This is a genomic window from Nakamurella endophytica (genome assembly GCF_014646215.1).
In the GTDB taxonomy this organism is placed as follows: Bacteria; Actinomycetota; Actinomycetes; order Mycobacteriales; family Nakamurellaceae; genus Nakamurella; species Nakamurella endophytica.
Map to the genome: position 1 here is coordinate 730,158 of NZ_BMNA01000003.1, position 24,513 is coordinate 754,670.

At 74.9% G+C, this 24,513-nt stretch carries 24 protein-coding genes; 8 read left to right on the forward strand and 16 right to left on the reverse strand.

The window, feature by feature from the left end:
* Nucleotides 1-29: 29 nt before the first annotated feature.
* Nucleotides 30-566 carry a MarR family winged helix-turn-helix transcriptional regulator gene (locus IEY37_RS10435; RefSeq protein WP_188941430.1) on the reverse strand — a complete coding sequence of 179 codons (537 nt, stop codon included), beginning with the start codon at nucleotides 564-566 and terminating at the stop codon, nucleotides 30-32.
* 285 nt (nucleotides 567-851) lie between these two features.
* Between IEY37_RS10435 and IEY37_RS10440 the strand changes: the two genes are divergently transcribed.
* Complete coding sequence (locus tag IEY37_RS10440) at nucleotides 852-1,292, forward strand: TIGR03618 family F420-dependent PPOX class oxidoreductase (RefSeq protein ID WP_188941431.1); 441 nt, start codon at nucleotides 852-854, stop codon at nucleotides 1,290-1,292.
* Nucleotides 1,293-1,564: 272 nt separating this feature from the next.
* Entirely contained in the window at nucleotides 1,565-2,290 is a 726-nt protein-coding gene (locus IEY37_RS10445) for a type 1 glutamine amidotransferase family protein (RefSeq protein ID WP_188941432.1), read from the forward strand.
* Between the two features lie 102 nt (nucleotides 2,291-2,392).
* Here the strand turns inward: IEY37_RS10445 and IEY37_RS10450 are convergent, their stop codons facing one another.
* Nucleotides 2,393-2,962 carry a helix-turn-helix domain-containing protein gene (locus IEY37_RS10450; protein WP_188941433.1) on the reverse strand — a complete coding sequence of 190 codons (570 nt, stop codon included), beginning with the start codon at nucleotides 2,960-2,962 and terminating at the stop codon, nucleotides 2,393-2,395.
* A 48-nt stretch (nucleotides 2,963-3,010) separates the two neighbouring features.
* Between IEY37_RS10450 and IEY37_RS10455 the strand changes: the two genes are divergently transcribed.
* Nucleotides 3,011-3,976 carry a class I SAM-dependent methyltransferase gene (locus IEY37_RS10455; protein ID WP_188941434.1) on the forward strand — a complete coding sequence of 322 codons (966 nt, stop codon included), beginning with the start codon at nucleotides 3,011-3,013 and terminating at the stop codon, nucleotides 3,974-3,976.
* A gap of 28 nt (nucleotides 3,977-4,004) precedes the next feature.
* Here the strand turns inward: IEY37_RS10455 and IEY37_RS10460 are convergent, their stop codons facing one another.
* Nucleotides 4,005-5,105: a DNA glycosylase AlkZ-like family protein gene (locus tag IEY37_RS10460; RefSeq protein ID WP_188941435.1), complete on the reverse strand. Its 1,101-nt coding sequence runs from the start codon at nucleotides 5,103-5,105 to the stop codon at nucleotides 4,005-4,007.
* Nucleotides 5,106-5,190: 85 nt separating this feature from the next.
* Nucleotides 5,191-5,766 carry a GNAT family N-acetyltransferase gene (locus IEY37_RS10465; RefSeq protein ID WP_188941436.1) on the reverse strand — a complete coding sequence of 192 codons (576 nt, stop codon included), beginning with the start codon at nucleotides 5,764-5,766 and terminating at the stop codon, nucleotides 5,191-5,193.
* Between the two features lie 183 nt (nucleotides 5,767-5,949).
* Here IEY37_RS10465 and IEY37_RS10470 point away from each other — a divergent pair, with 183 nt between their 5' ends.
* Entirely contained in the window at nucleotides 5,950-7,386 is a 1,437-nt protein-coding gene (locus IEY37_RS10470; protein WP_229674261.1) for a GH1 family beta-glucosidase, read from the forward strand.
* Between the two features lie 78 nt (nucleotides 7,387-7,464).
* Here IEY37_RS10470 and IEY37_RS10475 read toward each other — a convergent pair whose 3' ends face one another.
* From IEY37_RS10475 to IEY37_RS10490, 4 genes are all read right to left on the reverse strand, one after another.
* Nucleotides 7,465-7,959 (reverse strand): GNAT family N-acetyltransferase, encoded by a 495-nt coding sequence (locus IEY37_RS10475; protein WP_188941551.1) that lies wholly within the window; start codon nucleotides 7,957-7,959, stop codon nucleotides 7,465-7,467.
* A 44-nt stretch (nucleotides 7,960-8,003) separates the two neighbouring features.
* The gene (locus IEY37_RS10480; RefSeq protein WP_188941438.1) at nucleotides 8,004-8,936 is read right to left on the reverse strand and encodes an alpha/beta hydrolase; all 933 of its coding nucleotides are present in this window, start codon (nucleotides 8,934-8,936) and stop codon (nucleotides 8,004-8,006) included.
* A gap of 351 nt (nucleotides 8,937-9,287) precedes the next feature.
* Nucleotides 9,288-10,079, reverse strand: a complete 792-nt coding sequence (locus tag IEY37_RS10485; protein WP_188941439.1) for an LLM class F420-dependent oxidoreductase — start codon at nucleotides 10,077-10,079, stop codon at nucleotides 9,288-9,290.
* Between the two features lie 299 nt (nucleotides 10,080-10,378).
* Nucleotides 10,379-11,479 carry a DMT family transporter gene (locus IEY37_RS10490; RefSeq protein WP_373298305.1) on the reverse strand — a complete coding sequence of 367 codons (1,101 nt, stop codon included), beginning with the start codon at nucleotides 11,477-11,479 and terminating at the stop codon, nucleotides 10,379-10,381.
* 296 nt (nucleotides 11,480-11,775) lie between these two features.
* Here IEY37_RS10490 and IEY37_RS10495 point away from each other — a divergent pair, with 296 nt between their 5' ends.
* Nucleotides 11,776-12,978: an acyltransferase family protein gene (locus tag IEY37_RS10495; protein WP_188941440.1), complete on the forward strand. Its 1,203-nt coding sequence runs from the start codon at nucleotides 11,776-11,778 to the stop codon at nucleotides 12,976-12,978.
* Nucleotides 12,979-13,055: 77 nt separating this feature from the next.
* Here IEY37_RS10495 and IEY37_RS10500 read toward each other — a convergent pair whose 3' ends face one another.
* A complete protein-coding gene (locus tag IEY37_RS10500; protein ID WP_188941441.1) occupies nucleotides 13,056-14,180 on the reverse strand; it encodes a sugar kinase in 1,125 nt (374 codons plus the stop codon).
* A 170-nt stretch (nucleotides 14,181-14,350) separates the two neighbouring features.
* Nucleotides 14,351-16,015, reverse strand: a complete 1,665-nt coding sequence (locus IEY37_RS10505; protein WP_188941442.1) for an FAD-binding dehydrogenase — start codon at nucleotides 16,013-16,015, stop codon at nucleotides 14,351-14,353.
* Nucleotides 16,016-16,308: 293 nt separating this feature from the next.
* Here IEY37_RS10505 and gnd point away from each other — a divergent pair, with 293 nt between their 5' ends.
* Nucleotides 16,309-17,388: a phosphogluconate dehydrogenase (NAD(+)-dependent, decarboxylating) gene (gene gnd / locus IEY37_RS10510; RefSeq protein ID WP_188941443.1), complete on the forward strand. Its 1,080-nt coding sequence runs from the start codon at nucleotides 16,309-16,311 to the stop codon at nucleotides 17,386-17,388.
* A 67-nt stretch (nucleotides 17,389-17,455) separates the two neighbouring features.
* On the opposite strand, the gene IEY37_RS10515 is transcribed toward gnd, so the two are convergent.
* The 6 genes from IEY37_RS10515 to IEY37_RS22070 form a co-directional block, all read right to left on the reverse strand.
* A complete protein-coding gene (locus IEY37_RS10515) occupies nucleotides 17,456-17,827 on the reverse strand; it encodes a fluoride efflux transporter FluC (RefSeq protein WP_188941444.1) in 372 nt (123 codons plus the stop codon).
* On the reverse strand, nucleotides 17,824-18,420 hold the full coding sequence (locus IEY37_RS10520) for a FluC/FEX family fluoride channel (RefSeq protein WP_229674264.1): 597 nt from the start codon (nucleotides 18,418-18,420) through the stop codon (nucleotides 17,824-17,826). Before IEY37_RS10520 ends, IEY37_RS10515 begins: the two co-directional genes overlap by 4 nt.
* Nucleotides 18,421-18,589: 169 nt before the next feature.
* Complete coding sequence (locus IEY37_RS10525) at nucleotides 18,590-19,681, reverse strand: spore photoproduct lyase family protein (RefSeq protein ID WP_188941445.1); 1,092 nt, start codon at nucleotides 19,679-19,681, stop codon at nucleotides 18,590-18,592.
* Between the two features lie 78 nt (nucleotides 19,682-19,759).
* The gene (locus IEY37_RS10530; protein ID WP_188941446.1) at nucleotides 19,760-20,521 is read right to left on the reverse strand and encodes an amino acid ABC transporter ATP-binding protein; all 762 of its coding nucleotides are present in this window, start codon (nucleotides 20,519-20,521) and stop codon (nucleotides 19,760-19,762) included.
* The gene (locus IEY37_RS22065) at nucleotides 20,518-21,396 is read right to left on the reverse strand and encodes an amino acid ABC transporter permease (RefSeq protein ID WP_229674265.1); all 879 of its coding nucleotides are present in this window, start codon (nucleotides 21,394-21,396) and stop codon (nucleotides 20,518-20,520) included. The genes IEY37_RS10530 and IEY37_RS22065 overlap by 4 nt, the downstream gene beginning before the upstream one ends.
* An 11-nt stretch (nucleotides 21,397-21,407) precedes the next feature.
* On the reverse strand, nucleotides 21,408-22,511 hold the full coding sequence (locus IEY37_RS22070; protein ID WP_229674266.1) for an ABC transporter substrate-binding protein: 1,104 nt from the start codon (nucleotides 22,509-22,511) through the stop codon (nucleotides 21,408-21,410).
* A 295-nt stretch (nucleotides 22,512-22,806) separates the two neighbouring features.
* Between IEY37_RS22070 and IEY37_RS10540 the strand changes: the two genes are divergently transcribed.
* Both IEY37_RS10540 and IEY37_RS10545 read left to right on the forward strand, forming a co-directional pair.
* Entirely contained in the window at nucleotides 22,807-23,136 is a 330-nt protein-coding gene (locus IEY37_RS10540) for a GNAT family N-acetyltransferase (protein ID WP_188941447.1), read from the forward strand.
* Nucleotides 23,133-24,461, forward strand: coding sequence for an AI-2E family transporter (locus tag IEY37_RS10545; protein WP_188941448.1), 1,329 nt, complete (start codon nucleotides 23,133-23,135; stop codon nucleotides 24,459-24,461). Before IEY37_RS10540 ends, IEY37_RS10545 begins: the two co-directional genes overlap by 4 nt.
* The last annotated feature ends 52 nt before the right edge of the window (nucleotides 24,462-24,513 follow it).

The window sequence follows — 24,513 nt, forward strand, 5'->3', positions numbered from 1 at the left end:
CGTGGGGGTGGTCGAGGGCGACGGACGGCCTAGGTGGCGGCGCGTCCGGCTGCCAGGACGGTCGGTGGCCCGGAGCCGTCGGCAGGCTCCGGTGCGGCGAGCGGTCTCGCCGGGGACGTTTCCCCCGGCGAACAGTCGTCACTCGCCCGGATGGTGGCGCCGAGTCGCTCGAGCAGGTCCGTCAAGGCGGACAGGTCCGCCTCGTCCCAGGCGGACAGCCGGGACGAGATGCGCCGGGCGACCGAGTCGCGGATCTCCTCGAGCCGGGACCGGCCGGCGTCGGTGAGGCGCAGGCGGTGCGCGCGGTGGTCGGCCGGATCGGGATGCCGTTCGACGAGCCCGAGAGCGACCAGGCTGGCGACCTGCCGGCTCGCCACCGAGGTGTCCACCGACAGTCGTTCGGCCAGATCGCTGGGACGGATGTCACCGGCGACGGCCAGCACCGACAGGGCGGGCAGTGCCGGGATCAGCTGCGCGGACGTGCCGCTGCGGACGTCGCGCTTGAGCAGCGCGAGGACCGGCAGTACCTCGATCAACCTGGTGCAGCTCTCGACGCTGACGGCCACGCAACTCTCCTTCGCTCTGCTAAGTGACTATAGCGCCGATTGCTTTGCACATGCAATCAACTAGGCGTCGCTTCACGGAGACCGCACAGCGGCCTGGGGAGCGACAGTGACGGCGCGGCGTGGTGGGACTGCAGCGCTCGGCGGCGACGGCAGCGGCGTGACGGCAGTGGCACGACGGCAGCGGCGGCAACGGAAGGTGCGGGGCGCGCCGGCGCGCGACCGTCGTCCGGCCGGCCGGGCAGACTGGCCGGGGCATGCGTCCTGCACCGAAACGGAGGCCCCGCGATGGCCGAACCCCTCACCGACGACGCCCGGCGCTGGCTCGCCGAGCACCGGAACGCCGTCCTGATCACCCTCCGGTCGGACGGGTCGCCGCAGTCGTCCAACGTGACCGCCCGGTTCGACGGGTCGGCCTTCCAGGTCTCGGTCACGGCGGACCGGGCGAAGACCCGGAACCTGGCCCGGGATGCCCGTGCGGTGCTGCACGTCCTCGGCTCGGACTTCTGGAGCTACGCGTCGGTGTCGTGCACGGCGGAGCTGGGGCCGGTGAGCACGGAACCCGGGGACGCCGCCGGCCGCGATCTGCTCGCCCTGCACGACGCGGTCGACACCCGCCCGCACCCGGACCCGGAGGAGTTCTTCGCCGCGATGGTGGCGGACCGGCGGCTCGTGCTGACGCTGCACCCGCTGTCCGTCACCGGATCGGGGTGGACCACGCAGAGGTGATCCGGGCCTGGGCGGAGCGGGTGACCGGCGTCACCGTGCCTGCCCGGGCGGGCGGGAATGCGGGCGCCCCGGGGACGTTGATCTGGATGTCGGTTCCGGTCCATGCCCCCGGGCCTCACCCCTCGCCGCTACGAGCGGTCACTCGCCGAGAGGCGGCTGCCGGGCCGGCTCAACGTCCGACGGCCGTCCGGTGCACCCGCACCGGGCGGCCGTCGTCGTCCTCCGGATCGATGTCCGCGGGAGTCCGTCGGGCGGCCCTTACAGTGCATCGCATGACGCACCCGCCCGTCGGCGCCCTCGAGCCGGACCTGCCCGCGCCGTCCGTGCCCGGGCACGTCTCCCTGATCGGCGGCGGCTGGACCGCCGCCGCGGCCCTGCAGGTCTGGGGTCCGTTCCTGGCCGCGGCCGGTCGGGATGCCGCCGTGGCCTGCGTCGTGCTGGACGAGGGGGACGGCGCCGAGCAGGCCGACCGGTGGACCACCGTGCTGGGCCGGACCGCGCCGTGCCGGCCGTTCCCGGTGCTGGTGCCGCTCGGTGGCCGGCTGGACGTCGCGGCGCTGGCCGACGCGGACGCGCTGCTGGTCTGCGGCGGCCTGACGCCGGCCTACGCGGACGCTCTGGTGCCCGCCCGGTCCGAGCTCCGGGCGTGGCTCGCTGACGGTCCGCGCGCCTACGCGGGTTTCTCCGCGGGTGCCGCGGTCGCGGCCGACCGGGCGGTCGTCGGCGGCTGGCGCGCCGACGGGCGGCCGGTGTGCCCGGAGGAGGCCGGCGAGGACCTCGACGAGGTGACCGTCGTGGACGGGCTCGGCCTCGTCGGCTTCGCGGTCGAGGTGCACGCCGCCCAGTGGGGCACCCTGCCGCGGCTCGAGTACGCGGTGGGGAGCGGGGCCGTCGGCTCGGGCGTGGCGATCGACGAGGACACCGCGCTGGTCTGGACGGACGGCCGCTGGATCCGGACCGGCGCCGGTGACGTGCACCGGGTCACCGGCCGGGTCTGACACCGCGGGCGCCGGACGGCCGACCGCCGTCGGTGCCGAGCGTGCCGGCGACCGCCGCGCTGCCCGACGCGCGCCGGCGGGGCAGGCGCCCGCCGAGCCGCCTCATTCGGTCAGGTGGGTCTGCTCCCCGGGCCGGTCGAAGATCGCCAGGATCTCCGCGGCGCCGCCCACCGCGCCGAAGGCGTGCGGGACCATCGTGGAGAACGACGCGGCCTGCCCCGTCCTGACCGTGACGATGCGCGGCCCCAGCGCGAGTTCGGCCGTCCCGGAGAGCACGGTGAACCAGTCCCGCCCCGGGTGCGCGCGTAAGGCGTCGACCGGGCCCCGCGGTGCCGGTCGGGTCAACCGGATCTTCGCCACGGTCATGCCGTGCGGCCCCGACTCCTCCTGCACCACCCACGTGGTGACCCCGCGGTCCTCGTCCCGGTGGGGCTTGATGACGACGTCCTCGTCGCTGCCCGGCGCGACGAGTTCGTCCAGCGAGGCGCCGAGCGCCCGCGCGATCGCGGTCAACTGGTCCAGCCCGATCCGCCGGTGGCCGGTCTCGATGCGGCTGAGCGTCGACGCGCTGAGCCCGGACCGGCCCGCCACCTGGTCCAGCGACCATCCGCGGGCCGAGCGGATCGCCCGGATCCGGCCGCGGACCAGCTCGTCGACATCGTCTTGCGTCACGCGCACGATGGTAGGCCTGTCCGGCAAGGACGTCCGTACCGTCGTGGCATGCCGCACGCACCGCAGGACCAGCCGTCGACGACGCCCGATGAGCACCACGGGCACGCCCACCACCAGAGACCGGGACACCAGCCACCGGTGGACGGTGGGCACCACGGCGGGCCCGGCGGCGCGCCGCACACCCACGACACCCAGGCCGACGGTGCCCTCGCCGACATCCTCGACCTCGACGGCCGGACGTTCCCCGACTTCCTGCCGGGGGTGACCGACTGGATCGCCGCGGGGACGCCCGCCGTGCCGCGCCGGATCGTCGACCTGGGCGCGGGCACCGGCACCGGCACCATGGCGCTGCTCCACCGGTTCCCGGAGGCCACGGTGGTGGCCGTGGACAGCTCCGCGGAGATGCTCGACCGGCTGCGTGCTGGTGCCGCCCGTGCCGGGTACGCCGACCGGGTGGAGACCCGGGAGGCGGACCTGGACCAGGGCTGGCCGGACACCGGACCGGTGGACCTGGTGTGGGCGTCGTCGTCGCTGCATCACATGGCCGACCCGGACCGGGTGCTCGCCGACGTCCTGCGGACGCTGACCCCGGACGGGGTGCTGGCCGCGGTCGAGATGGACGACATGCCCTGGTTCCTGCAGGACGCCGCCGATCCCGCGCTGGCGGAGTCGGAACGCCGGTGCCGTGCCGAGCTGACCCGCCGGCGCCAGGAGGACCTGCCGCACCTGGGCGACGACTGGGGTTCCCGGCTGCGCGCCGACGGCTTCGCCGTCCTGCGGGAGCACACTTGGGAGCTGGCCGTCCGCGGCCCGCTGTCCGCGGAGGCGACGCGGTACGCCGAGCTGACCCTGCGGCGGATCCGGGCCGCGGTGGCGGACCGGCTGACCGCGGCGGAGCTGGCCCCGCTCGACCGGCTGCTGGACGGCGACGGCCCCGCGGGCTCCGGCGGGCTCGCCGGTCGGGACGACGTCGTGGTGCGCAGCCGGCGACTGGGGTGGCTCGCCGGTCGGTGACCCGGCGCCCGCGGCGGCCGGCCAGAGCTCACCCCTCCCGGACCGGCTCGAGGTCCAGCCAACCGGCCAGGTCCTCGATTTCCCGGTCGACCTCGGCGACCAGCTCCGGGGCGGGGTCGACGTCCCAGTGCACCGCCCGGATCCGGAGGACCCCGGCGCGGCGGTCCGCGGCGGCGTCCAGCTTGCCCACCAGCCGGTCGCCGTACAGCACGGGCAACGCGTAGTAGCCCCAGCGGCGGGCGGCGACCGGCTTGTACATCTCGAGCGCGTACTCGTACCCGAACAGCTCGGCCATGCGCTTGCGGTCGTGCAGCAGTCGGTCGAACGGCGACAGCAGCGCCGCCCGGCCGGTGAACGGCTGGCCGAGCTGCGCGGGGTCCACCCGCCAGGTCCCGCGGACCCCGTCGACCACGGCCTCCTCGCCGGCGTCGGCGACGTCGAGCGGCTCCACCGCGCACTCGGGCCCGCGGGACCGGGCGATGCCGAGGGCCGTGAGGCGGCGGTGGTTCTGCAGGCGCCGGGCCTCGTCCAGGTCGGGCACCGGGTCGTCCGGGTACACCCGCTCCGCCAGGTCCCAGAGGCGCTCGCGGCCAGCCCGGCCGGCCACCGCCACCTCGCCACGGCTGACCATGAACTCGAGCAGCTGGGTCACGTTGCGGTCGTTCGTCCAGCCGGTGGACCGCCACGGCACCGCGCAGGTGTCGGGCAGTTGCCGCGACGTCAGAGGGCCGTCCGCGGTGAGCCGGCGCAGGATGTCCCGGCGACACCCGTCGTTGGCCCGGACCCAGTCGCGCTGGATCACCCGCCAGGGGGCGAGCGGTTCGGCGCCCGGCCACGCCGCCATCCCCGCGCGGTACAGCGCCAGGTCCTCGGCGGGGCGGAGGGTGGCCCGCAGCTCCACGAGGGTGCGCTCCCGCAGGGCGGTGACCAGGTCGGACCGGTCGTACCGGCGGCCGAGCCGGCTCCACGCCACCAGGTCCGCGCTGGGGGCCACCGCGGCCGTCGGATCCAGTTGCAGCAGGGTGATGTGCCGGACCGCCGGTAGCAGGCCGGCGGGCCGGGCGGCATCGAGCAGCTGGGCCCGTACGGCGATGCGGCGGGCGTCCTGCCGGGACAGCTGGTGGACCATGCGCGGCACCGTAGCGACCCCGTCCGACAGCCGCCCCGGCGACGGGACGCGCCGTGCCCCCGACCGCGGATCGGGGGTGGCCGGTTCAGCCGGGCTCCCGGTCCTCCCGCAGCACCGACATCAGCACGCTGTCGACCCACTGCCCGTCGAACCGGAACGCAGCCCTCAGCCGGCCCTCCTCGCGGAAGCCGCAGCGCTGGTAGACGTGCCGGGCGCGCGGGTTGACGTCCAGGACCTCGAGCCCGATGCGGTGCACGGGGGTGGCGGCGAAGGCGTGGTCGAGCAGCATGCGGATCGCCTCGGTGCCCAGGCCCCGGTCGCGGCCCTCCAGGCCCAGCAGGATGCGGAAGTTGCAGGACAGGTTCGCGGCGTCCCACTCGTTGAGGACCACCTCGCCGACGCACCGGTCCCGCTCGCGATCCACCACGGCCAGGTCCAACCTGTCGGTCTGCTCGGCCCGGGTCTCGTACCAGCGGCGCGTCCGGAGGTCCAGCTCCGCCGGCCGGCCCAGCGCCTCGTCGGTGCTGTGCACCGAGCCGGTGAGCCGGAGCACGTCCGGGTCGGCCAGGACGGGGCCCATCGCGTCGACGTCCGAAGGCCGGAACGGGCGGAGCAGGACCCGGGACCCCTGCAGGGTCGGTTTGTCGGCGAACACGGTCACCGGGGGATGGTGGCACGGCCGGGACCCGGCGCCGCTTCCGCGACCGGACCGCCGGTCCGGGCGACCGGTGCCGCCCGGCGAACCGGGCGACCGGGGAGTGTGTCGGGGGCCACCGATAGCCTGTCCCGACACGAACCGCCCGCGGCAACGGGCGGTGCCGCACTGGACCGCTGGAGGACAGCAGTGACGAGCCCGGCACGGACGTTCCCGGACGGTTTCACCTGGGGGTCGGCCACCGCCTCCTACCAGATCGAGGGAGCGGTGCACGAGGGCGGCCGCGGGCCGTCGATCTGGGACACCTACTCGCACACGCCGGGGCGGACGCTCAACGGCGACACCGGCGACGTGGCGGACGACCACTACCACCGCTGGGCCGAGGACATCGAGCACATCTCCCGTCTCGGCCTGCGCGCCTACCGCTTCTCGATCGCCTGGCCGCGGGTGCAGCCGGGCGGCAGCGGCGACTGGAACCTCGAGGGCCTGGCGTTCTACACGACGTTGGTGGACGCGCTGCTCGCCGAGGGCGTCCGGCCGGTGGCCACGCTCTACCACTGGGACCTGCCGCAGGAGCTGGAGGACGCCGGCGGGTGGACCAACCGGAACACCGCCTACCACTTCGCCGACTACGCGCGGCGGATGGCCGAGGCGTTCGGCGACCGCATCTGGATGTGGACGACGCTGAACGAGCCCTGGTGCTCGGCCTACCTGGGCTACGGGTCGGGGGTGCACGCTCCCGGCATCACCGATCCAGAGGCCGCGCTCAAGGCCGTGCACCACCTGAACCTGGCCCATGGCCTGGCCGCGCGGACCATCCGCGACGTCGTCGGTGCCGGCACCCAGGTGTCGGTGACGTTGAACCTGCACGTCACGCGGCCCGATGACCCGGACTCGGCGGCGGACCGCGCGGCCGTCGCGAAGATCGACAACCTCGGCAACGAGGCATTCCTCGGGCCGATGCTCGACGGCGCCTACCCGCCGGAGCTGCTGGAGCAGACCAGCTCGATCACCGACTGGAGCTTCGTCCAGGACGGCGACCTGGAGATCATCCGCCAGCCGCTGACGGTGCTGGGCGTCAACTACTACTCGTCGAGCCGGGTCCGGCACTACGACGGCTCGGGGGAGCGCCAGCAGGCCGACGGCCACGGGAACTCCGAGGCCAGCCCATGGGTCGGCGCGGACGACGTCGAGTTCCTGCCGCAGCCCGGGCCGCACACGGCCATGGGCTGGAACATCGACCCGGAGGCGTTCACCGAGCTGCTGACCACGGTGAGCGCCCGGTACCCGCGGCTGCCCCTGATGGTCACCGAGAACGGGGCCGCCTTCGACGACACGGTGTCCCCGGACGGGCGGATCCACGACGAGGAGCGGGTGGACTACCTGTACCGGCACCTCGACGCGGTCGGCGCCGCCATCGAGGCGGGCGCCGACGTGCGGGGCTACTTCGTCTGGTCGCTGCTGGACAACTTCGAGTGGGGTTACGGCTACGACCGCCGCTTCGGCATCATCCGCGTCGACTACGAGACGCTGGAGCGGACCTGGAAGGACTCGGCGTACTGGTACCGGGAGCTGGTGCGCACGTCGCAGCTGCCTGACCAGGAGGTCGCGGCCACCGCCGAGTGACCGGACCCGCCACCGGTCGCCGCAGGACGGGAGCGACCGCTGCCGCCGCTGACGGACGCCGGCGGCCGGTGCCGCCGGTCACTGCAGCTCGTCGGCCAGCATGTCCATGAGCAGCCCGTCGCGCCAGCCGTGCCCGTCGGGGTCCCGCTCGTAGCGGCGCATGCGGCCGACCGACCGGAACCCGACCGCGGCGTAGGCCCGGACGGCGGCGATGTTGTCGGCCGCCGGGTCGATGACCAACCGGTGGTGCCCGAGGTCGTCGATCAGGTGGCGGGCCAGCGTGCGGACCGCATCACGGCCCAGTCCGCGGCCGTGCACGTCCGGGGACAGGAACACGTCGATGCCGGCATGCCGGTACATCGGGTCGGGCTCCTCGCCGTACTGCACGAGGCCGACGACCCGCCCGTCGGCGACGACGGTGAACCTGTGCTCGTCCTCGTCGCCGTCCAGCGGCCACTCGTCGGTCTCCGGCGGGCCCCACCACCGGGCCACCTCGGGCCGGGATCGGATGGCGACCAGGACGGCGCGGTCCGCGTCCTGCACCGGGCGCAGCAGGACCCGCTCGCCGTGCAGGGTCGGCCCGTCCGGCGCGGCTCGCACGGTGCCGGCCCGAGGGCTCAGGCGGGGGAGAGCGGGCGGAAGGACGTGACCGCGTCCTGGAGGATCTGCGGCCAGAAGCCCAGGGCGGCGCTGGGCCCGGACACCGGCGACACGCGCCAGCCGGGCCGGCCGCCCACCGCCGACTGGACGTCACCGAGGGTGGACGGCCACTCGTGCCGGCCGTGCCACAGGTGTACCGGGACGTTGATCGACGCCGGGTCCTGCGCCCACGGCGCCACCTGGACCGCCTCGTCGATGCCCGACCACTCGTGCCGGCCCTCGACGGCGTCCGCCGCCACCGCGGCGCGGAAGTCGGCCTCGCGCCACCGGTCGCCGAGCGCCGTGCGGGCCGCCTCCGGCATCCGTTCGACGGCCCGCTGCCAGGTGGCCTCCTCGGCGAGGTCGGCGCCCGCGGCGGCCGCCGCCCACTGCGCGAAGATGCCGGCGACCGGCTGACCGCCCCGGCCGCCGCGCAGCCGCCGGCGCAGGCCGCGCCGGGCCGCCGGCCGCTCGAGCCTGACGGACACCCCGGTGACCGAGGCGACGAGCTGCGGGTGCCGGGCGGCGACGGCGAACGCCTCGTCCGCGCCGCGGCCGATGCCGATCAGCGCGACGCGCCCGACCGCGAGGGTCTCGATCAGCCGACGCAGGTCCGAGGCGGGGTCGTGGTGACCGCCCAGCCCGACGGCGTCGGAGGCGCCGCTCCCGGGACGGTCGACGGCCAGCAGCCGGACGGCGGACGGCAGCGCGGAGTCGTGGAGCAGCCAGCTCGGCGCGAGCCGCGACGAGCCGTCGTCGGGCAGCAGGATGCACGGGAAGCCGCGCGGGCTGCCGTACTCGGCCCAGGTCAGTGCCCGGCCGTCGGGCAGCCGGATGCCGGCGTAGGCGGGGTGCTCGAGATCGGCGAGCGGTGAATCCTCGTCGTCGAAGAGATCCACGGAACTCTGCACTGCCGGAAGCATCGATTCCCCCATTGGGCTGGCGCGGGTCGAGCAAGCGGGGCGGGTGGCCCGGTCGGCATCCGCGGCGTCCCGCTGGTGCACGTCCGGGCGCCCGACGAACGGTGCCACGCTGCCCACGCTGTTATACGGAGCCGGTGGGCGTTTTGTTGCCGTCGAGACCAGTTCGTGATGTGAAGAACCTGTGGACGCCCGGTGACCACCGGCCCAACCACCGGCCCGGCCCGGCCGGACCGGCCCGGCCAACCCGACCGGTCCGACCAGGCCGACCGGGCCGCACAACCCGACCGGCCTGACCGACCCCGTCAACCCGACCGGCCCCGCCGCCGATCCCCGGACTGCTCAGCCGCGCCGGTCGCGCCAGTCGAGCCAGGGCTGCACCGTCGACAGGTCGTAGTCCGGACCGGACACCCCGACGGTGAACAGGCTGAACCCGAGGGCGACCAGCTTGTCGACCTCGGCATCCGGGGACTGCCCGCCCGGCAGCGCGGTGGAGCGCTCGATCTCGGCGCCCGGCCGGCCGACCGCCGCGCAGTGCTCGTCGAGGATCCGCGACTTGCGGGCCAGCGTCTCGGTGTCGCCGAACGCGTGCCAGATGTGTGCGTACTCGGCCACCAGCCGCAGGGTCTTGCGCTCGCCGCCGCCACCGATCAGCACGGGGATGTCGCGGGTGGGCGCCGGGTTGAGCTGGCCGAAGCGGTTCCGGATGCGCGGCAGGTACTCGCCCAGCAACTGCAGCCGTGAGCCGGCGGTGCCGAACTCGTACCCGTAGTTCTGGTAGTCCTTCTCGAACCAGCCGCCGCCGATGCCGAGGATCAGCCGGCCGTCCGACATGTGGTCGACGGTCCTGGCCATGTCCGCCAGCAGGTCGGGGTTGCGGTACCCGCCGCAGGTGACGAGCGCGCCGATCTGGACGCGTTCGGTCTGCTCGGCCCAGGCCCCGAGCATGGTCCAGCACTCGAAGTGCTTGCCGTCGGGATCGCCGCCGAGCGGATAGAAGTGGTCCCAGTTGAAGATCACGTCGACGCCCATGTCCTCGGCCCGACGGACGGCGTCGCGGATCTGGCGGTAGTCGGCGTGCTGCGGCTGCAGTTGCACGCCGATGCGGATGGGGTGCGCGGGGCTCTGCGTCATGGGGTCATCCTCCCCGCCCGGGCGGCAGGCGCGCCGATCCGGGGTGGCCGGCCGCCCGGTGCGCCGGCGGTCCGTCGCCCGGAGCCGCACCGGGGCCCCGGCGGACCTTCGCGGGGCGCGCACCGGGGTGCCCGGGACCCGCCACCGGCGGCCACCGTCGCCATGCGCGGGTGCACCGTCGAGCCGGCGCCAGTCCGCGGGGTCCGCCGCCGTCGCAGTGCGAGGGTGCATCGTCGAGCCGGCGCCAGTCCGCGGGGTCCGCCGCCGTCGCGGTGCGTGGGTGCACCGTCGAGCCGGCGTCAGTCCGCGGGCTCCGCCGCCGTCGCGGAGACGTGGTCGGCGCGGCGGACACCTTTCGGTTCCTCGCCCGCCGGGGGGGCCGCCTCGTCCGGCACCCGGTCCGGCAGCTCGTCCGGCACCCGGTCCGGCAGCTCGTCCGGCACCCGGTCCGGCAGCTCGACAGACACCTGGTCCGGCGGCCCGGCCGGCACCCGCCGGCGCGGCGGCAAGGCGAGGACACCGAGGCAGGCGACGACCAGCACCAGGCCCGCCCAGCCCGCCACCGCAAGCCGCTCCCCGACGACGAGCACGGCGAGCACCGCCGCGACGGCGGGCTCGAGCAGCGACAGCGTGGTCGCGGTGCTCGCCGGCACCCGGGCCAGCCCGCGGCCGAACAGCACGTACCCGGCGAACATCGGCACGACGGCCAGGTACGCGCCGACGGCGGCGTTGCGCCAGTCCGCGACGAGCGGACCGCCGGTGGCGACCATGACCGGCACCAGGAGCAGGCCGCCGAGCCCGAACACGGCGCCCATGACGGCGCGGGTCGGGACGCCGGCGGACATCAGCCGGTGCGCGGCCCACGAGTACACCGCGTAGGTGCCGCCGGCGACCAGGCCCAGGAACACGCCGAGCACCACGGGCCACGACGACGGTCCGGCCGTGCCTGGCGGGGCGCCGCGCAGGCACACCAGGACGGTGCCGGTCAAGCCGAGCGCCGCGGCGAGCGCCCAGCGGGCGGACAGCCGGCGCCGGTCCGCCACCCGCTCGATCACGGCGGAGGCCAGCGGCGCCGACCCGATCGAGACGACGGTTCCGACCGCGACGCCGGCGAGCCGCATCGACGAGTAGAAGGCCAGCGGGTAGACGGCCACGGCCACCGCTCCCACGAGGACCGACCGGTGCCGTGACCGCAGAGCCGTGCGTGCCCGGGTTATCGGGCGGCCGGCGGCAGCGGCCTGCAGCAGGCCGCCGACGCCCATCGCCACGGCGCCGACGGCCAGCGGGCCGACCCCCGGCGCGAACGTCGCTGCGGTGCCCGTCGTCCCCCAGAGGACCGCCGCGGCCAGGACGCTGCGGACACCGGCACCGGCACCGGGGACCGTCCCGGCGAGGGACACCGCGTCGGCGGCGTCGCCTCCTGCCCCGGGTCCGGTCGTCGGGTGCCGCACGTCTCGCTCCGTTCGGTGGACAGGTCGGTTTCCCCATCGTGGCGGACCGGGCCCCGCGGGCGAAAGCCGGAGGATCGGGCCGGCGGCCAGCGCGCGGACGGTCCGGCGGCAGGGGCCGGAGCGGCGCGCCGCCCGTCGGCCGGCGCGCCCCGCCGGCCGGCGCGCCGCGCGCCGGACCATCGCGCCGGCGGCCGACCGGCGGGTCGGCTCGCGACCCCGCCGGGAGGCCCTCCTACGCTGACCCGGTGACGGAGCCGTCCCCACGGAGGCTGATCGCGCCGCTGACCGGGATCCGGGCGGTCGCGGCGTTCTGGGTGGTGACCCGCCACTTCCGCACCGAGCTGATCGACGCCTTCCCGGGGCTGCGCGTCGTGGCCCCGCTGATGAACGTCGGCTACCTGGGCGTCGACCTGTTCTTCGTGCTCAGCGGCTTCATCCTGACGGTCACGCATCTGGTTCCGATGACCGACGGCTACGACTGGCGTAAGGCGCTGGGCTTCCTGTGGCTGCGCATCGGCCGGGTGTGGCCGCTGACCGCGTTCGTGCTGCTGCTGTTCGGCGGCTACTTCCTGGTCCAGCTGTGGACCGGCGACGTCGCCGCGGCCGGGCAGGTCGACCCCGGCCGGTTCCTGCAGCACCTGCTGCTGCTGCAGGGGTGGACCGCGCACCCGTTGGACTGGAACGGCGTGGACTGGTCGATCAGCGCGGAGTGGCTGGCGTACCTGTCCTTCTCGGTGGGCGTCGTGCTGCTCGGGCGGTTCGCCGCGGTGGCCCGCCGCCGCACCGTCGTGGCCTGGGTCGTCGTGCTGCAGCTGCCGGTGATCCTCGTCGGCGCGAGCATGCAGGACGACACCATCCTGTTGTTCTCGTCCGACGGCTACGTGCTCTCACCCGGCGTGCTCGCGGTGCGGGTGCTGGCCGAGTTCTGGGTCGGCGCGCTGCTGTGCGTGCTGGTGCGGGGCCGGCTGGAGCGCGGCCGCCCGTCCCGGCTGCCGGCGCCCACCATCGCCGCCGTTGCGACTGTCGGCGTGCTGTATCTGGTGACGGCGTTCGATCCGGTGCGCCGGGTGCGGCCGGGGCAGGAGGAGCTGTACCGGGGCGTGGACCTGATCGCGCCGACCGAGACCGTGGTCGTGCTCCCGCTGTTCGTGCTGCTGATCGGCGGCCTGGCACTGTGCCCGCGGGACCCGCTGGCCCGGCTGCTGTCCACCCGGCCGCTGGTGCTCGGCGGTCGGGTGTCCTTCGCGCTGTACCTGTCGCACCCGCTGGTGATCGGCGCGTACGTCGAGGCGGTCGCCCGGTTGCACCCGGGCCGGGCACTGCTCGCGGCGCTCGCGGTCGGCGCCGTCGTGGCGGCCTGGGTCTTCGCCTGGGTGCTGTGGCGCTGGGTGGAGGAGCCGTGCCGGCGGACGGCGCGGCGGATGCTGCCGGACACCGTCCGGGTCTGACGGGCGCCGGCCGGCGATGCCGGGCCGCGGCGGTCCGGCCCCGGCGGCCTCGACCCCGCCGGCGATCGGGCCGGCGATCAGGCCGGCACGGGCCGGGCCCGGACGCCGCGCACACCGGACGTGGCGTCCGTCAGGAACAGGTCCAGCTCGGCGCGGGTCGGCAGGCCGTCCCGGTCCCCGGGGCTGGTGGTCGCCAGGGCGCCCACCGCGGCGGCCCGTTCCAGCTGCGCGGCCAGGCCGAGGCCGTCCAGGTGGCCGCTGATCAGGCCGGCGGCGAAGCCGTCGCCGGCGCCGACCGTGTCGACCACCGTCACCGGGAATACCGGACGGTGCAGCGGCCCGGCGTCGGTGAAGGCGGTGGCCCCGCGCCCGCCGTCCTTGACGACCACCAGGGACGCGCCGAGGTCCCGGTAGAACCCGGCGATGCCGTCCGGTGCGTCGCGGCCGGTGAGCACCCGGCCCTCCGCCACCCCGGGGAGCACCCAGTCGGCGAGTGCCGCCATCCGGTTGACCTCGCGCACCATCTCGTCGGGTCCGGACCACAGCGAGGGCCGCAGGTTCGGGTCGAACGACACCGTGGCGCCGGTCGCCCGGGCGATGTCGACGGCGCGGAAGGCGAACTCGCGGCTGCTGGCCGACACCGCCAGCGAGATCCCGGTGACGTGCACGTGCCGGGCGCGGGCGAGGTAGCCGTCGGCCGCCGCGGACGGCGCGAGCCGGCTGCCCGCGGAGTTGCGCCGGAAGTAGACGACCTGCGGGTCGCCGCCGTCCGCGCGGCTCTTGACCAGCAGGCCGGTGGGCGCCTGCTCGTCCACGGTGACGCCGGCGACGTCGATGCCGGCGGCGGCCAGCTCCGACACCGCGTACCGGCCGAAGGGTTCGTCACCGACCCGTCCCAGCCAGCCGACGCGGTGACCGAGCCGGGCCAGGCCGGTGGCGACGTTCGCCTCGGCGCCGGCCAGCGAGCGGCGGAAGGCGACGACCTCCTCGAGCGGGCCGGGGTCCTGCGCGATGAACATGGCCATCACCTCGCCGAAGGTGACCGCGTCCAGCGGGCCGGTGGTGTCGACGGCCGCGGACGGGTCCGACGCCGCATCGCGGGCCTTCGCGACGAGCGCCGACCCCCGCGCGCCCGTGCCCGGTCCGACCTGCCCGGTCGCGGCGGGGGATGCGTCGGTGGTCCCGGGCAGGTGGCTCGACATGTCCAGGACGCTCCAGGGTGACGACGACGCGCGGACGGGGGAGGGCTGACGCTAGGGCATCGGTGCTCCTCCGCGGCTGCGGAGCGGGCGACGCGCAGCGTTCGGGTGCCGGGGCAGCCCGGGCGGGGTCGATCGAGCGGGGACGTGCCGCCGGCCGCGGCCGGTCACGGTCAGGCGGTGTCGGCGGCCGCGGCCCGCCCGGCCGTGCGGCCGCTGAACAGGCAGCCGCCGAGGAAGGTGCCCTCCAGCGCCCGGTAGCCGTGCAGGCCGCCGCCGCCGAAGCCGGCCGCCTCGCCGGCGGCGTACAGCCCGTCGAGCACGGCCCCGTCCGCCCGCATCACCCGGCCGGACAGGTCGGTCTCCAGGCCGCCGAGCGTCTTGCGGGTCAGGACGTGCAGCCGTACGGCGACGAGCGGACCGCCGGCCGGGTCCAGCAGCACGTGCGGCTCGACCGTGCGCATCCGCCGGTCGCCGACGTAGCGCCGGGCGAGTGCGGTGGCCACCACCTGCGGATCCTTGCCCAGCCCGGTGCGCACCTGCTCGTCGCGCAGCCGGACGGTCCGCTCCAGCTCGCGTCCGTCCACCAGGGGTTGGCCGACGAGGCGGTTCATCCGCTCGGCCAGCTCGGGGACCGTGCCGGCGGTCAGGAAGTCGGGGCCGCGGTCGAGGAAGGCCCGGACGGCGGGCGTGACCTTGCCTCCGGCGCGCTCGGTGAGCAGCTTGCGCACGGACCGGCCGGTCATGTCCAGGTTCTGCTCCGACCCGGAGAGCCCGAACTCGGGTCCGATCGTGCGGTGGTCGAGCAGGAACCAGGAGTGGTCGTGACCCGACGCGGTGACGTGGCGCAGGGCGCCGAGCGCGTCGAATCCTGGGAACAGCGGTGACGGCAGCCGGTGGCCGTGCGCGTCGAGCCACAGCGGGCTCGGCCCGGACAGGATGCGGATGCCGTGGGCGGTCCACACCGGCGAGTGGTTGGTGATGCCCTCCGGGTAGTGCCACATCCGGTCCTCGTTGATCAACCGGCCGCCGGCCGTGGCCGCGACGCCCAGCATCAGGCCGTCGGTCGAGTCCGGGACTCCGGAGAGCAGTGTCGCGGGCGCCGCGCCGTGACCGGCCGGCCAGTTGCGCCGCACCAGCTCGTGGTTGGCGCCGATGCCGCCGGAGGCGACCACCACAGCGCCGGCGGCGATGGACCACTCGCCGGCGACCTCCCGGCTCGACGGCGCTCCGCGCGCCGCGCCGTCCGGCACCAGGACCTCCCCGGACGCCCCCGTCACCCGCCCGTCGTGCACGGCCAGCGACGTGACGCGGTACCGGAACAGCATCCGCACCCGGCCGGCCCGGACGTGCTCGGTGACTCGCCGGACGAACGGCGTCAGCACCCCGGGGCCGGTGCCCCAGACCAGGTGGAAGCGCGGGACCGAGTTGCCCGGGCCGCCGGCCTGGTGACCGCCGCGCTCGGCCCACTGCACGACGGGGAAGAGGCCGATGCCCTGGGCGCGGAGCCAGGACCGCTGCTCGCCGGCCGCCCATTCCACGTACGCCCTGGCCCACTGCTCCGGCCAGAAGTCCTCCGGGCGGTCGAAGCCGGCGGTGCCCAGCCAGTCGTCCAGCGCCAGCTGCGCGCTGTCCCGGATGCCCAGCCGCCGCTGCTCCGGGCTGTCGACCAGGAACAGGCCGCCGAGCGACCACCAGGCCTGTCCGCCCAGCGACGCCGGGGGCTCCTGGTCCACGACGACGACCCGCCGCCCGGCGTCGGCCGCCTCCGCGGCCGCCACCAGACCGGCCAACCCGGCCCCGACCACGAGCACGTCGGTGCGGTCGGGGGCGGCCACGCGTGCGGTCCCGGCCTCGTCGGCGGCGGACCGGCGATGCCACCGGCCACGCCCCAGCCGCCCGGTCCGATCCACCACCGTCGACCTCCGTCCGCGCCCGCAGCTCCGCGGGCTCCGACCCGGGCCTGGGGCGGCCCCGTCGGGACGTGGACGACGGTAACGGAACGGACCGACAGCCACCCGGGGACGGACGGCGACCTCCGACCGGGGTCGCCGTGGTGACCGGTGACGGATCCGTCACAATGGCTGCGTTCCGCGCTCGTCGCGGCCGAGGCGTCGAAGGGGTGCAGCACATGCAACTGGGGATGGTGGGGCTCGGGCGGATGGGCGCGAACATCGTGCGCCGGCTCATGCGGGACGGGCACGAGTGCGTGGTCTACGACGTCAGCCCGGAGTCGGTCGCGGCGCTGGAGAAGGAGGGCGCCACCGGCGCGCGGACCCTGGAGGAGTTCCGCGACAAGCTGACCACCCCGCGCGCGGCCTGGGTGATGATCCCGGCGGGCATCACCGGCCAGACCGTGCAGCAGCTCAGTGAGCTGTTCGACGAGGGCGACATCATCATCGACGGCGGCAACTCCAACTACCGGGACGACGTCCGCCGGGCGGCCAAGCTGCGCGAGAAGGGCATCCACTACGTCGACATCGGCACCAGTGGCGGCGTCTTCGGCCTGGAGCGCGGCTACTGCCTGATGGTCGGCGGCGACGACGAGGCCATCGAGCAGATCGAGCCGGTCCTGAAGACCATCGCCCCGGGTGTCGGTGACATCCCGCGCACCCCGGGCCGCAGCGGCGACCTGGCCCCCGAGGAGCAGGGCTACCTGCACTGCGGCCCGTCGGGCGCCGGGCACTTCGTCAAGATGGTCCACAACGGCATCGAGTACGGCATCATGGCCGCCTTCGCCGAAGGACTGAACGTGCTGGACAACGCCGACGCCGGCGTCCGGGAGGCGTCGCACTCGGCGGAGGTCGCGCCGCTCGAGGAGCCCGAGTACTACCAGTTCGACGTGGACACCGCCAAGGTCGCCGAGCTGTGGCGCCGCGGCTCGGTGATCGCGTCGTGGCTGCTGGACCTGACCGCGGCCGCGCTGCAGGCCAACCCGACGCTGCAGGGGCTGGCCGGCCGGGTCTCCGACTCGGGCGAGGGCCGCTGGACCGTCAAGGCGGCCATCGACATCGGCGTCCCGGTCCCGGTGCTGTCCGCGTCGCTGTTCGAGCGCTTCGCCTCCCGCGGCGAGGACCACTTCGCCAACCAGGTGCTCTCCGCGATGCGTCAGCAATTCGGCGGCCACAACGAGCTGCCCTCCGGCGACTCGCTGGAGGCCGGCACGGCCAAGGCCGACCACGGCGGCTCCGGCGGGGACCAGCAGGCCTGACCCCTCGACACGGCTCGACGCTGCCCTGGTCCCGGTGCGGGACCGGGGCCGCGGTCGCGTCCGGCCGTCACCACATCGACCCGACCAGCCGGCCGAGCGCCGCTGCCGCCACCCCGACCGCGATCGAGCTCGCCAGGTTCGCGGCGGACACCACGAAGGCGCGCTGCTCGGCGAGCCGGACCGTCTCGAAGGCCAGCGTCGACCAGGTGGTCAGGGCACCGCACAGGCCGGTGCCGAGCAGCAGCGAGACGTCCGCCCCGACCAGCCCGGACGAGACCAGACCGGTGACCGCGCCGAGCACGGCGCTGCCCGCGACGTTGACCACCCAGGTGCCCCACGGCATCCGGGACCGGTGCCGGCGCTGTACCCAGCGGTCGGTCAGGTACCGCAGCGGCGCACCGACCGCCGCGCCCAGCGCCACCCACAGGTAGCCGGTCACCGCGACGCCGCCCCGGCCGCCCGCAACCGCGCGACCCGGCGGCGGTGGAGCGCGAGCAGCACGGCCCGGCCGCCCGCTGCGGCAGCGACGGCACCGACCGCGGTGGCCAGCAGGGTCACCGCCGCCGCCCAGGCTCGGCCGGCCTGCAGGTGCCCGTCGATCTCGACCGCGAAGGTGGAGAAGGTGGTGAAGCCCCCGAGGACGCCGGTCACCCAGAACGGCCGCAGCAGGGGGTGGGACTCGCGGAGGTCGGCGATCCAGGTGGCGAGCACGCCGATGACGAGACAGCCCAGGAGGTTGACCGCCAGCACCGTGATGTCGACACCGGCCGGTGGCGCCGGCCACCAGCGTTGCGCCTGGTAGCGGGCGAGCGCACCGAGGATGCCGCCGGCGGCGACCACCGCCACCACCGCGGCCGTCCGCGGGGCGGCCCGGGTCTCCGTGGTGGAGGCGACGGCCGGGGGCAGGTCCGGATCGACCGGGTCGGCTGCCCCGCCCCCACCGCCGGCGGCGCCGGACGGCGACGCCGGTCCCGGCAGCGGGTCGGCGGTCGGTCGGGCCGGTGGGTCGGCGGGCGTCGGGCCATCTGGCACGGACGGCGCTCCCTTCGCCTGGGCGCGCACGCGCGCCGCGTGTCAGGGACCGTCGGCCGCGCTCGTCCGCCCGCGGGCGGAGGCGTCGGCGGTTCGAGCCGGTGAGCCCCACCACCGCTCCGCGCCGGGGCGCGGTCGGGGCCAGCCTAGGACGGGGCCGCGGCGCTGCTCAGAAGGCGTAGCGGACGCGGAGCCACGGGGCGTGCTCGCCGATCAACTCCTGGATCCTGGCCACCCCCTGCGCCTTGACGTTGTTGCGGTAGCGCACGTTCCACTGGCCGTTCTGCGACAGCTTGGGCTGCTGCAGCTCCGGCCGCCACAGCAGATCCTCGGCCTTGGGGTGCCAGCCCAGGTTCACCTCGTGCAGCTGCCGGTTGTGGGTCATCAGGATGATCTCCGCCGCCGCCTGTGCCTTGAAGGCGTCACCGGTGGCGTCGTCGAGCTGCTGCAGCAGCTCCGCCCACGCCTGCTCCCAACCGTCCCTCAGCACCACGGGCGAGAGGTTCACGTGCACCTCGTAGCCGGCCGCGACGAAGTCGTCGATGGCGGCGATCCGGTCCCGGATCGGCGAGGTGCGGATGTCCAGCATCTTGGCGTCCGCCTCCGGCATGAGCGAGAAGCGGACGCGGGTGCGGCCGCGCGGATCCAGCTCGAGCAGCTGGCGGTTGACGTACTTGGTCGCGAAGCTGGCCTTGGCGGTCGGCCAGTCCCGGAACGCGGTCACCAGGTCGGCGACGTTGTCGCTGACCAGCGCGTCGACCGAGCAGTCGCTGTTCTCGCCGATGTCGTAGACCCAGGCCAGCGGGTCGCACTGGTTCGGTTCGACCTTGTCGCCCTGCCGCCGGACGTGCCGGCCCAGGTACCCGATGATCTTGTCGATGTTGGTGAAGACGGTGATCGGGTTGGCGTAGCCCTTGCGGCGCGGCACGTAGCAGTACGCGCAGGCCATGGCGCAGCCGTTGGACAGCGACGGGGCGATCCAGTCCGACGACCGGCTGTTGGGCCGGGCGCTCAGCGACTTCTTGACGCCCATCACCAGGTCCTCGGTCTTCACCCGGACCCACCGGTCGACGTTGCCGGCGTTTCCGTAGAGCTCCTCGATCTGCCAGTGCGAGGGCACCTCGACGATCTCGGCGGCGGGGAAACGGGCGCGGATCTGCTGGCCCCGGGCGCTGGCCAGGGCCTCCGGCTCCGCCCAGAGCCGGCGCACCTGCAGCAGCGGGGTCGCCGCCGGGGCCGGTGCGGTCACGGACGTTGTCATGGCCCTTGTCTACCCGGGACCACCGACAGTCCCCGGTGACCAGGCCCGACGGGCGGCACCCCGCGGCGGGCCGGAGGCTCAGAGCCGGCCGGCCTCGATGATCCGGCGCAGGAACCGCTGGGTCCGCGGGTCGACGGGATCGGTGAACAGCTGCTCGGGAGGCCCCTGCTCGGCGACCGTGCCGTCGGCGAGGAACGCCACCTCGTCGGCGACCTGCCGGGCGAAGCCCATCTCGTGCGTGGCCACCACCATCGTCGTGCCGTCCGCCTTGAGCTCTGCCAGCAGCGACAGCACCTCGCCGACCAGCTCCGGGTCCAGGGCGCTGGTCACCTCGTCGAACAGCATCAGCACCGGGTTGGTCACCAGTGCCCGGGCGATGGCCACGCGCTGCTGCTGGCCGCCGGACAGCTCGTCCGGGCGGGCGCGCGCCCGGGACGCCAGGCCGACCCGGTCCAGCATCGCCAGGGCCTGCTCCTCGGCGGCCGGCCGGGGCACGCCGTGCACCCGCCGCGGCGCCAGCGTGACGTTGTCCAGCACGCTCATGTGCGGGAACAGGTTGAACGCCTGGAACACGATGCCGACGCGGGCCCGCACCTCGTCGGGCCGGACCCGCGGGTCGGTGATGTCGCGGCCCTCGAGCCGGACGGTTCCGTCGTCGACGGTCTCCAGGAGGTTGATGCACCGCAGCAGCGTCGACTTGCCGGACCCGGATGCGCCGATGAGCGCCAGGCAGCGGTGCGAGGCCACGGACAGCGACAGGTCGGACAGGACCACCCGGCCGCCGTAGCTCTTGCGCAACCGGTCCACCTCGAGCACGGGCCCGGCTCGTCCCGCGGTCACACCGGCCCCGTCGCGCCGGCCCAGCCCTGGCGGCGGGCCACCCAGTCGGTGAGCCGGGTCAGCGGGATGGTCAGCACCAGGAACAGCAGACCGGCCACCACGTACGGCGTGTAGTTGAAGGACTCGGCGATGTCGATCTGCGCCTGCAGCACGGCGTCGTAGTAGACGGTGCCGAGCACGGCGACCAGCGCCGTGTCCTTCTGCAGCGACACCAGGTCGTTGAGCAGCGGTGGCACCACCCGGCGGACGGCCTGGGGCAGCACGACGTGCCGCATGGTCTGCGCGTGGGTCAGACCCAGGGACCGCGCCGCCGCCCGCTGCGACGGGTGCACCGATTCGATCCCGGCGCGGAACACCTCGGCGACGTAGGCGCTGTAGGTCAGGATCAGCCCGATGCTGCCCCAGACCAGGGCGTTCGAGGTCAGCCAGCCGATCCGCAGGGAGGGCACCCCGAAGCCCAGCAGGAAGATCACCAGCAGCGCCGGCAGGCCGCGGAAGACGTCGGTGTACACGGTCGACAGCGCGCGCAGCGGGAAGAACGCCGGCCCGCGCAGCGACCGGGCCAGCGCCAGCAGCAGCGCGAGCACGAGGATGACCACCTCGCAGACCACCATGATGCGGACGTTCAGCCAGAGGCCCTTGGCGATGTCCGGCAGCACCTGGACCCCGTAGGACAGGTCGAAGAAGGCGTGGCGGAACTGCGGCCAGCCGCGGGTGTGCACCACGGCCACGGCCACGGCGCCGAGCACCACCACGGTGGAGACCGCGGCGATCAGGGCGGACCGTCGGCTGCGTCGCCGGCGGTACGCCAGCCGCTCCTGCTGCACCGGCGACGGCACCCACGCGTCGCCCGGTGCGGTGCCGCGGGTGGACACCGGCCCGACAGCTACTGCAGCACCGGGGCGCCGGCCTGGGCCAGCCACCGGGTCGAGAGCTGGGCGAGCGTGCCGTCGGCGCGCAGCGCGTCGACGGCCTTGCTGACGCACGACGTCAGCGCGGAGTCCTTCTCCAGCAGCAGGCCGAACTGTTCGGGAGCGCCGCCGGTGGCCGGCAGCTGGCCCACCAGCACACCGTCGTCCAGTTCCGCCGAGGCCAGGTAGAAGGCGGTGGGCAGGTCCACCACCAGGCCGTCGATCTGCCCGTTCTTCAGGGCCTGCACGGCCGCGTCGTTGGTCTGGAACACCGCAGGGCTGCCGGACGGTCCGATCTGCGACTTCAGCGCCGTGAGGCTGGTGGTGCCGATCTGCGCGCCGAGCTTGGCGGACCTGAGGTCGGCGATGCTCTTGGCCCCGGCGACGGGCGAGCCCTTGACGGTCACCACGGCCTGCGTCACGTCGTAGTAGCCGGACGAGAAGTCGACGGCCTTGCGGCGGTCCTCGGTGATCGAGAACTGGTTGATGTCGAAGTCGAACGCCTTCGGCGCGGGGGAGATCGCGGCGTTGAACGCCACCCGCGTCCAGGCGACCTGATTCTTGCCGTACCCGAGCCGGTCCGCGACGGCGTAGGCGACGGCCGACTCGAAGCCCTTGCCGTTGGTGGGGTCGTCCTCGACCATCCACGGCTCGTACGCCGGCTCGGAGGTGGCGACGGTCAGGGTTCCCGCCTTCTGGGTCTTGAGCTCGGCGGGCGTGCACCCGGCGATGCCGGCCGAGCCGGTGCCGGAGGCCGCCGACGACCCCGACCCGGACGGGGCGGCGGAACCGGAGGTCGCCGCGGACGAGCCGGACGACCCGGCCGCGGTCGGGACGCCGGCCGAGGACCCGCCGGCCCCGGTGGACGCCGGGGACGCTGTGGACCCCGTCGACGCCGAGGACGCCGTCGACGCTGTGGACACTGTGGACGCTGGGGACCCTGTCGACGCCGTGGACGAGGCGACCGTGGCGCTCGAGGTGGAACCCCCGCCGGTCGACGACGAGCCGCAGGCGGCGAGCGTCAGCCCCAGGGACAGCACCAGGGCGGTGAGCGGCAGCGTGGACGAACGTCGGATCATCGGGTCTCCGGGTGCGGCGGGACGGGCGACCGGTGCCGCGCGGCATCCGGCGGCACGGCGACGTGCAACCGGGAGCATACGGACCGGGACCGCCCACCCGGGACCACCGCGGACGCGCCGGTGGCCACCGGAGCGGTGGTGCGGGCCGGCAGGTCAGGTGCGCCGACCGGGCGCTGTGGGATCATCGCGGGTGCGGAGACGGGACGCGGCAGGTCGCCCGCGTCGCCCGTTCGCCGGCCGGGAGCCACCCGCCGGTCAGCTGGCCGGCCGTCCGCGGACCCCGACGCGAGGAACCATGACAGCCGAGCACAGCAGGGCCACCCCGACCGGGTGGAGCGTCGAACATCTCCCCGACGGCAGCCGGTCCGGCGGCCGGTTCCGGGCGCTCGAGGACGGCCGCGAGGTGGCCCACCTGGACTACCGGCCCGAGGACGGCGCCTGGGACCTGCTGCACACCTGGGCGGACCCGTCGGTGCGCGGCACCGGTGTCTCGTCCCGCCTGGTGACCGCCGTCATGGACGCCGCCCGTGAGGCCGGCGTGCGGATCGTGCCGAGCTGCCCGTACATCCCGGTGTGGCTGCAGCGCCACCCCGGGTACCTGGACCTGGTGCAGGAGTCGGCGTGAGCGCGGTCGAGCACGGCGGCGGCCCGGACGACGGCGACGACCGGCTGGTCAAGGCGCTGGACGAGGCCCTGATCGAGCTGGACCGCGCGGACGGGCGGACCCCGGCCGGCGGGCCGCCGGCGGACGCCGCGGCGCTGCGCCAGCGCCGGGCCGGCCTGCGCACCGTGCTGTCGACCGTCGGGTCCCGGGTGACCGCCGAGCGGTCCGCCCGCGCGCACGAGGCGGCCGAGGCCGCCATGGCCGCGGTCGCCGCGGCCCGGGCGATCGAGACCGACGGCGACCGGGAGTCGCACCGCAGCCGGACCGTCGCGCAGCCGTTCCGGATCGGTTTCCTGGCCGGGCTCGGGCTGATCCTGGCCTACATCACCTTCCTGGTCGTCGACAGCCTGCAGAGCACGCTGATCGTCATCGCGGTCGCGGCGATCCTGGCGATCGGGCTCGACCCGGCGGTCGGCTGGCTGGTCCGGCGCGGTCTGCGCCGCGGCCTGGCGGTCACCGCGGTCTTCCTCGGCATGCTGATCGCCCTGGCCGGTGCCGCCTACGCGATCATCCCGCCCATCGTCACCGAGGTGTCTGCGTTCATCACGTCGGTGCCGTCGCTGCTCGAGCGGCTGCAGGACGCGCCGACGATCAAGAACCTGGACGCCAAGTTCGGCATCATCCAGCAGCTGCAGAACTCCGACTTCATCAAGAACCTCACCGGCGGCGCGGCCAGCACCATCGTCAGCGTCGGCGTCACGGTGGCCGGCATCGCCGGTGACCTGTTCGTCTGCCTGGTGCTGGCGCTGTTCTTCCTCGCCGGCTTCCCGAGGATCAAGGCCGGGGCGTTCCGGCTGGCACCCGCCTCGCGGCGGGCCCGGGTGACCGATCTGGGCGAGAAGATCCTCAAGCAGATGGGCGGCTACCTGGCCGGCGCGACCATCGTGGCCATCCAGGCGGGCGTGGTGGCCGGGCTGTTCGCCGCGGTCGCCGGCCTTCCGTACCCGTGGGCGATCGCGCTCGGCGCGGCGCTGCTCGACTTCGTCCCGGTCGTCGGGCCGATCATCGTAGGCCTGAGCATGACGCTCATCGGGCTCTCGCAGTCGCTGACGCTGGGCATCGTCGCCGCCGCCTTCTACGTCTGCCAGCACCTGTTCGAGGCGTACTGGCTGTACCCGCGGGTGATGCGGCGGCAGGTCGACATCTCGACGCTGGCGGTGGTGCTCGCCATCCTCATCGGCGGCGCGCTGCTCGGCGTCACGGGCGCGCTGCTGGCCGTGCCGGTGGCCGCGGGCGTCCAGCTGATCATGCGTGAGGTCGTCATGCCGATGCAGGAGCGGCACTAGCCCGGGGCGGGGCCCGGCGGCGGTTTCGCCGGGCCGCCACGGGCAACCGGAC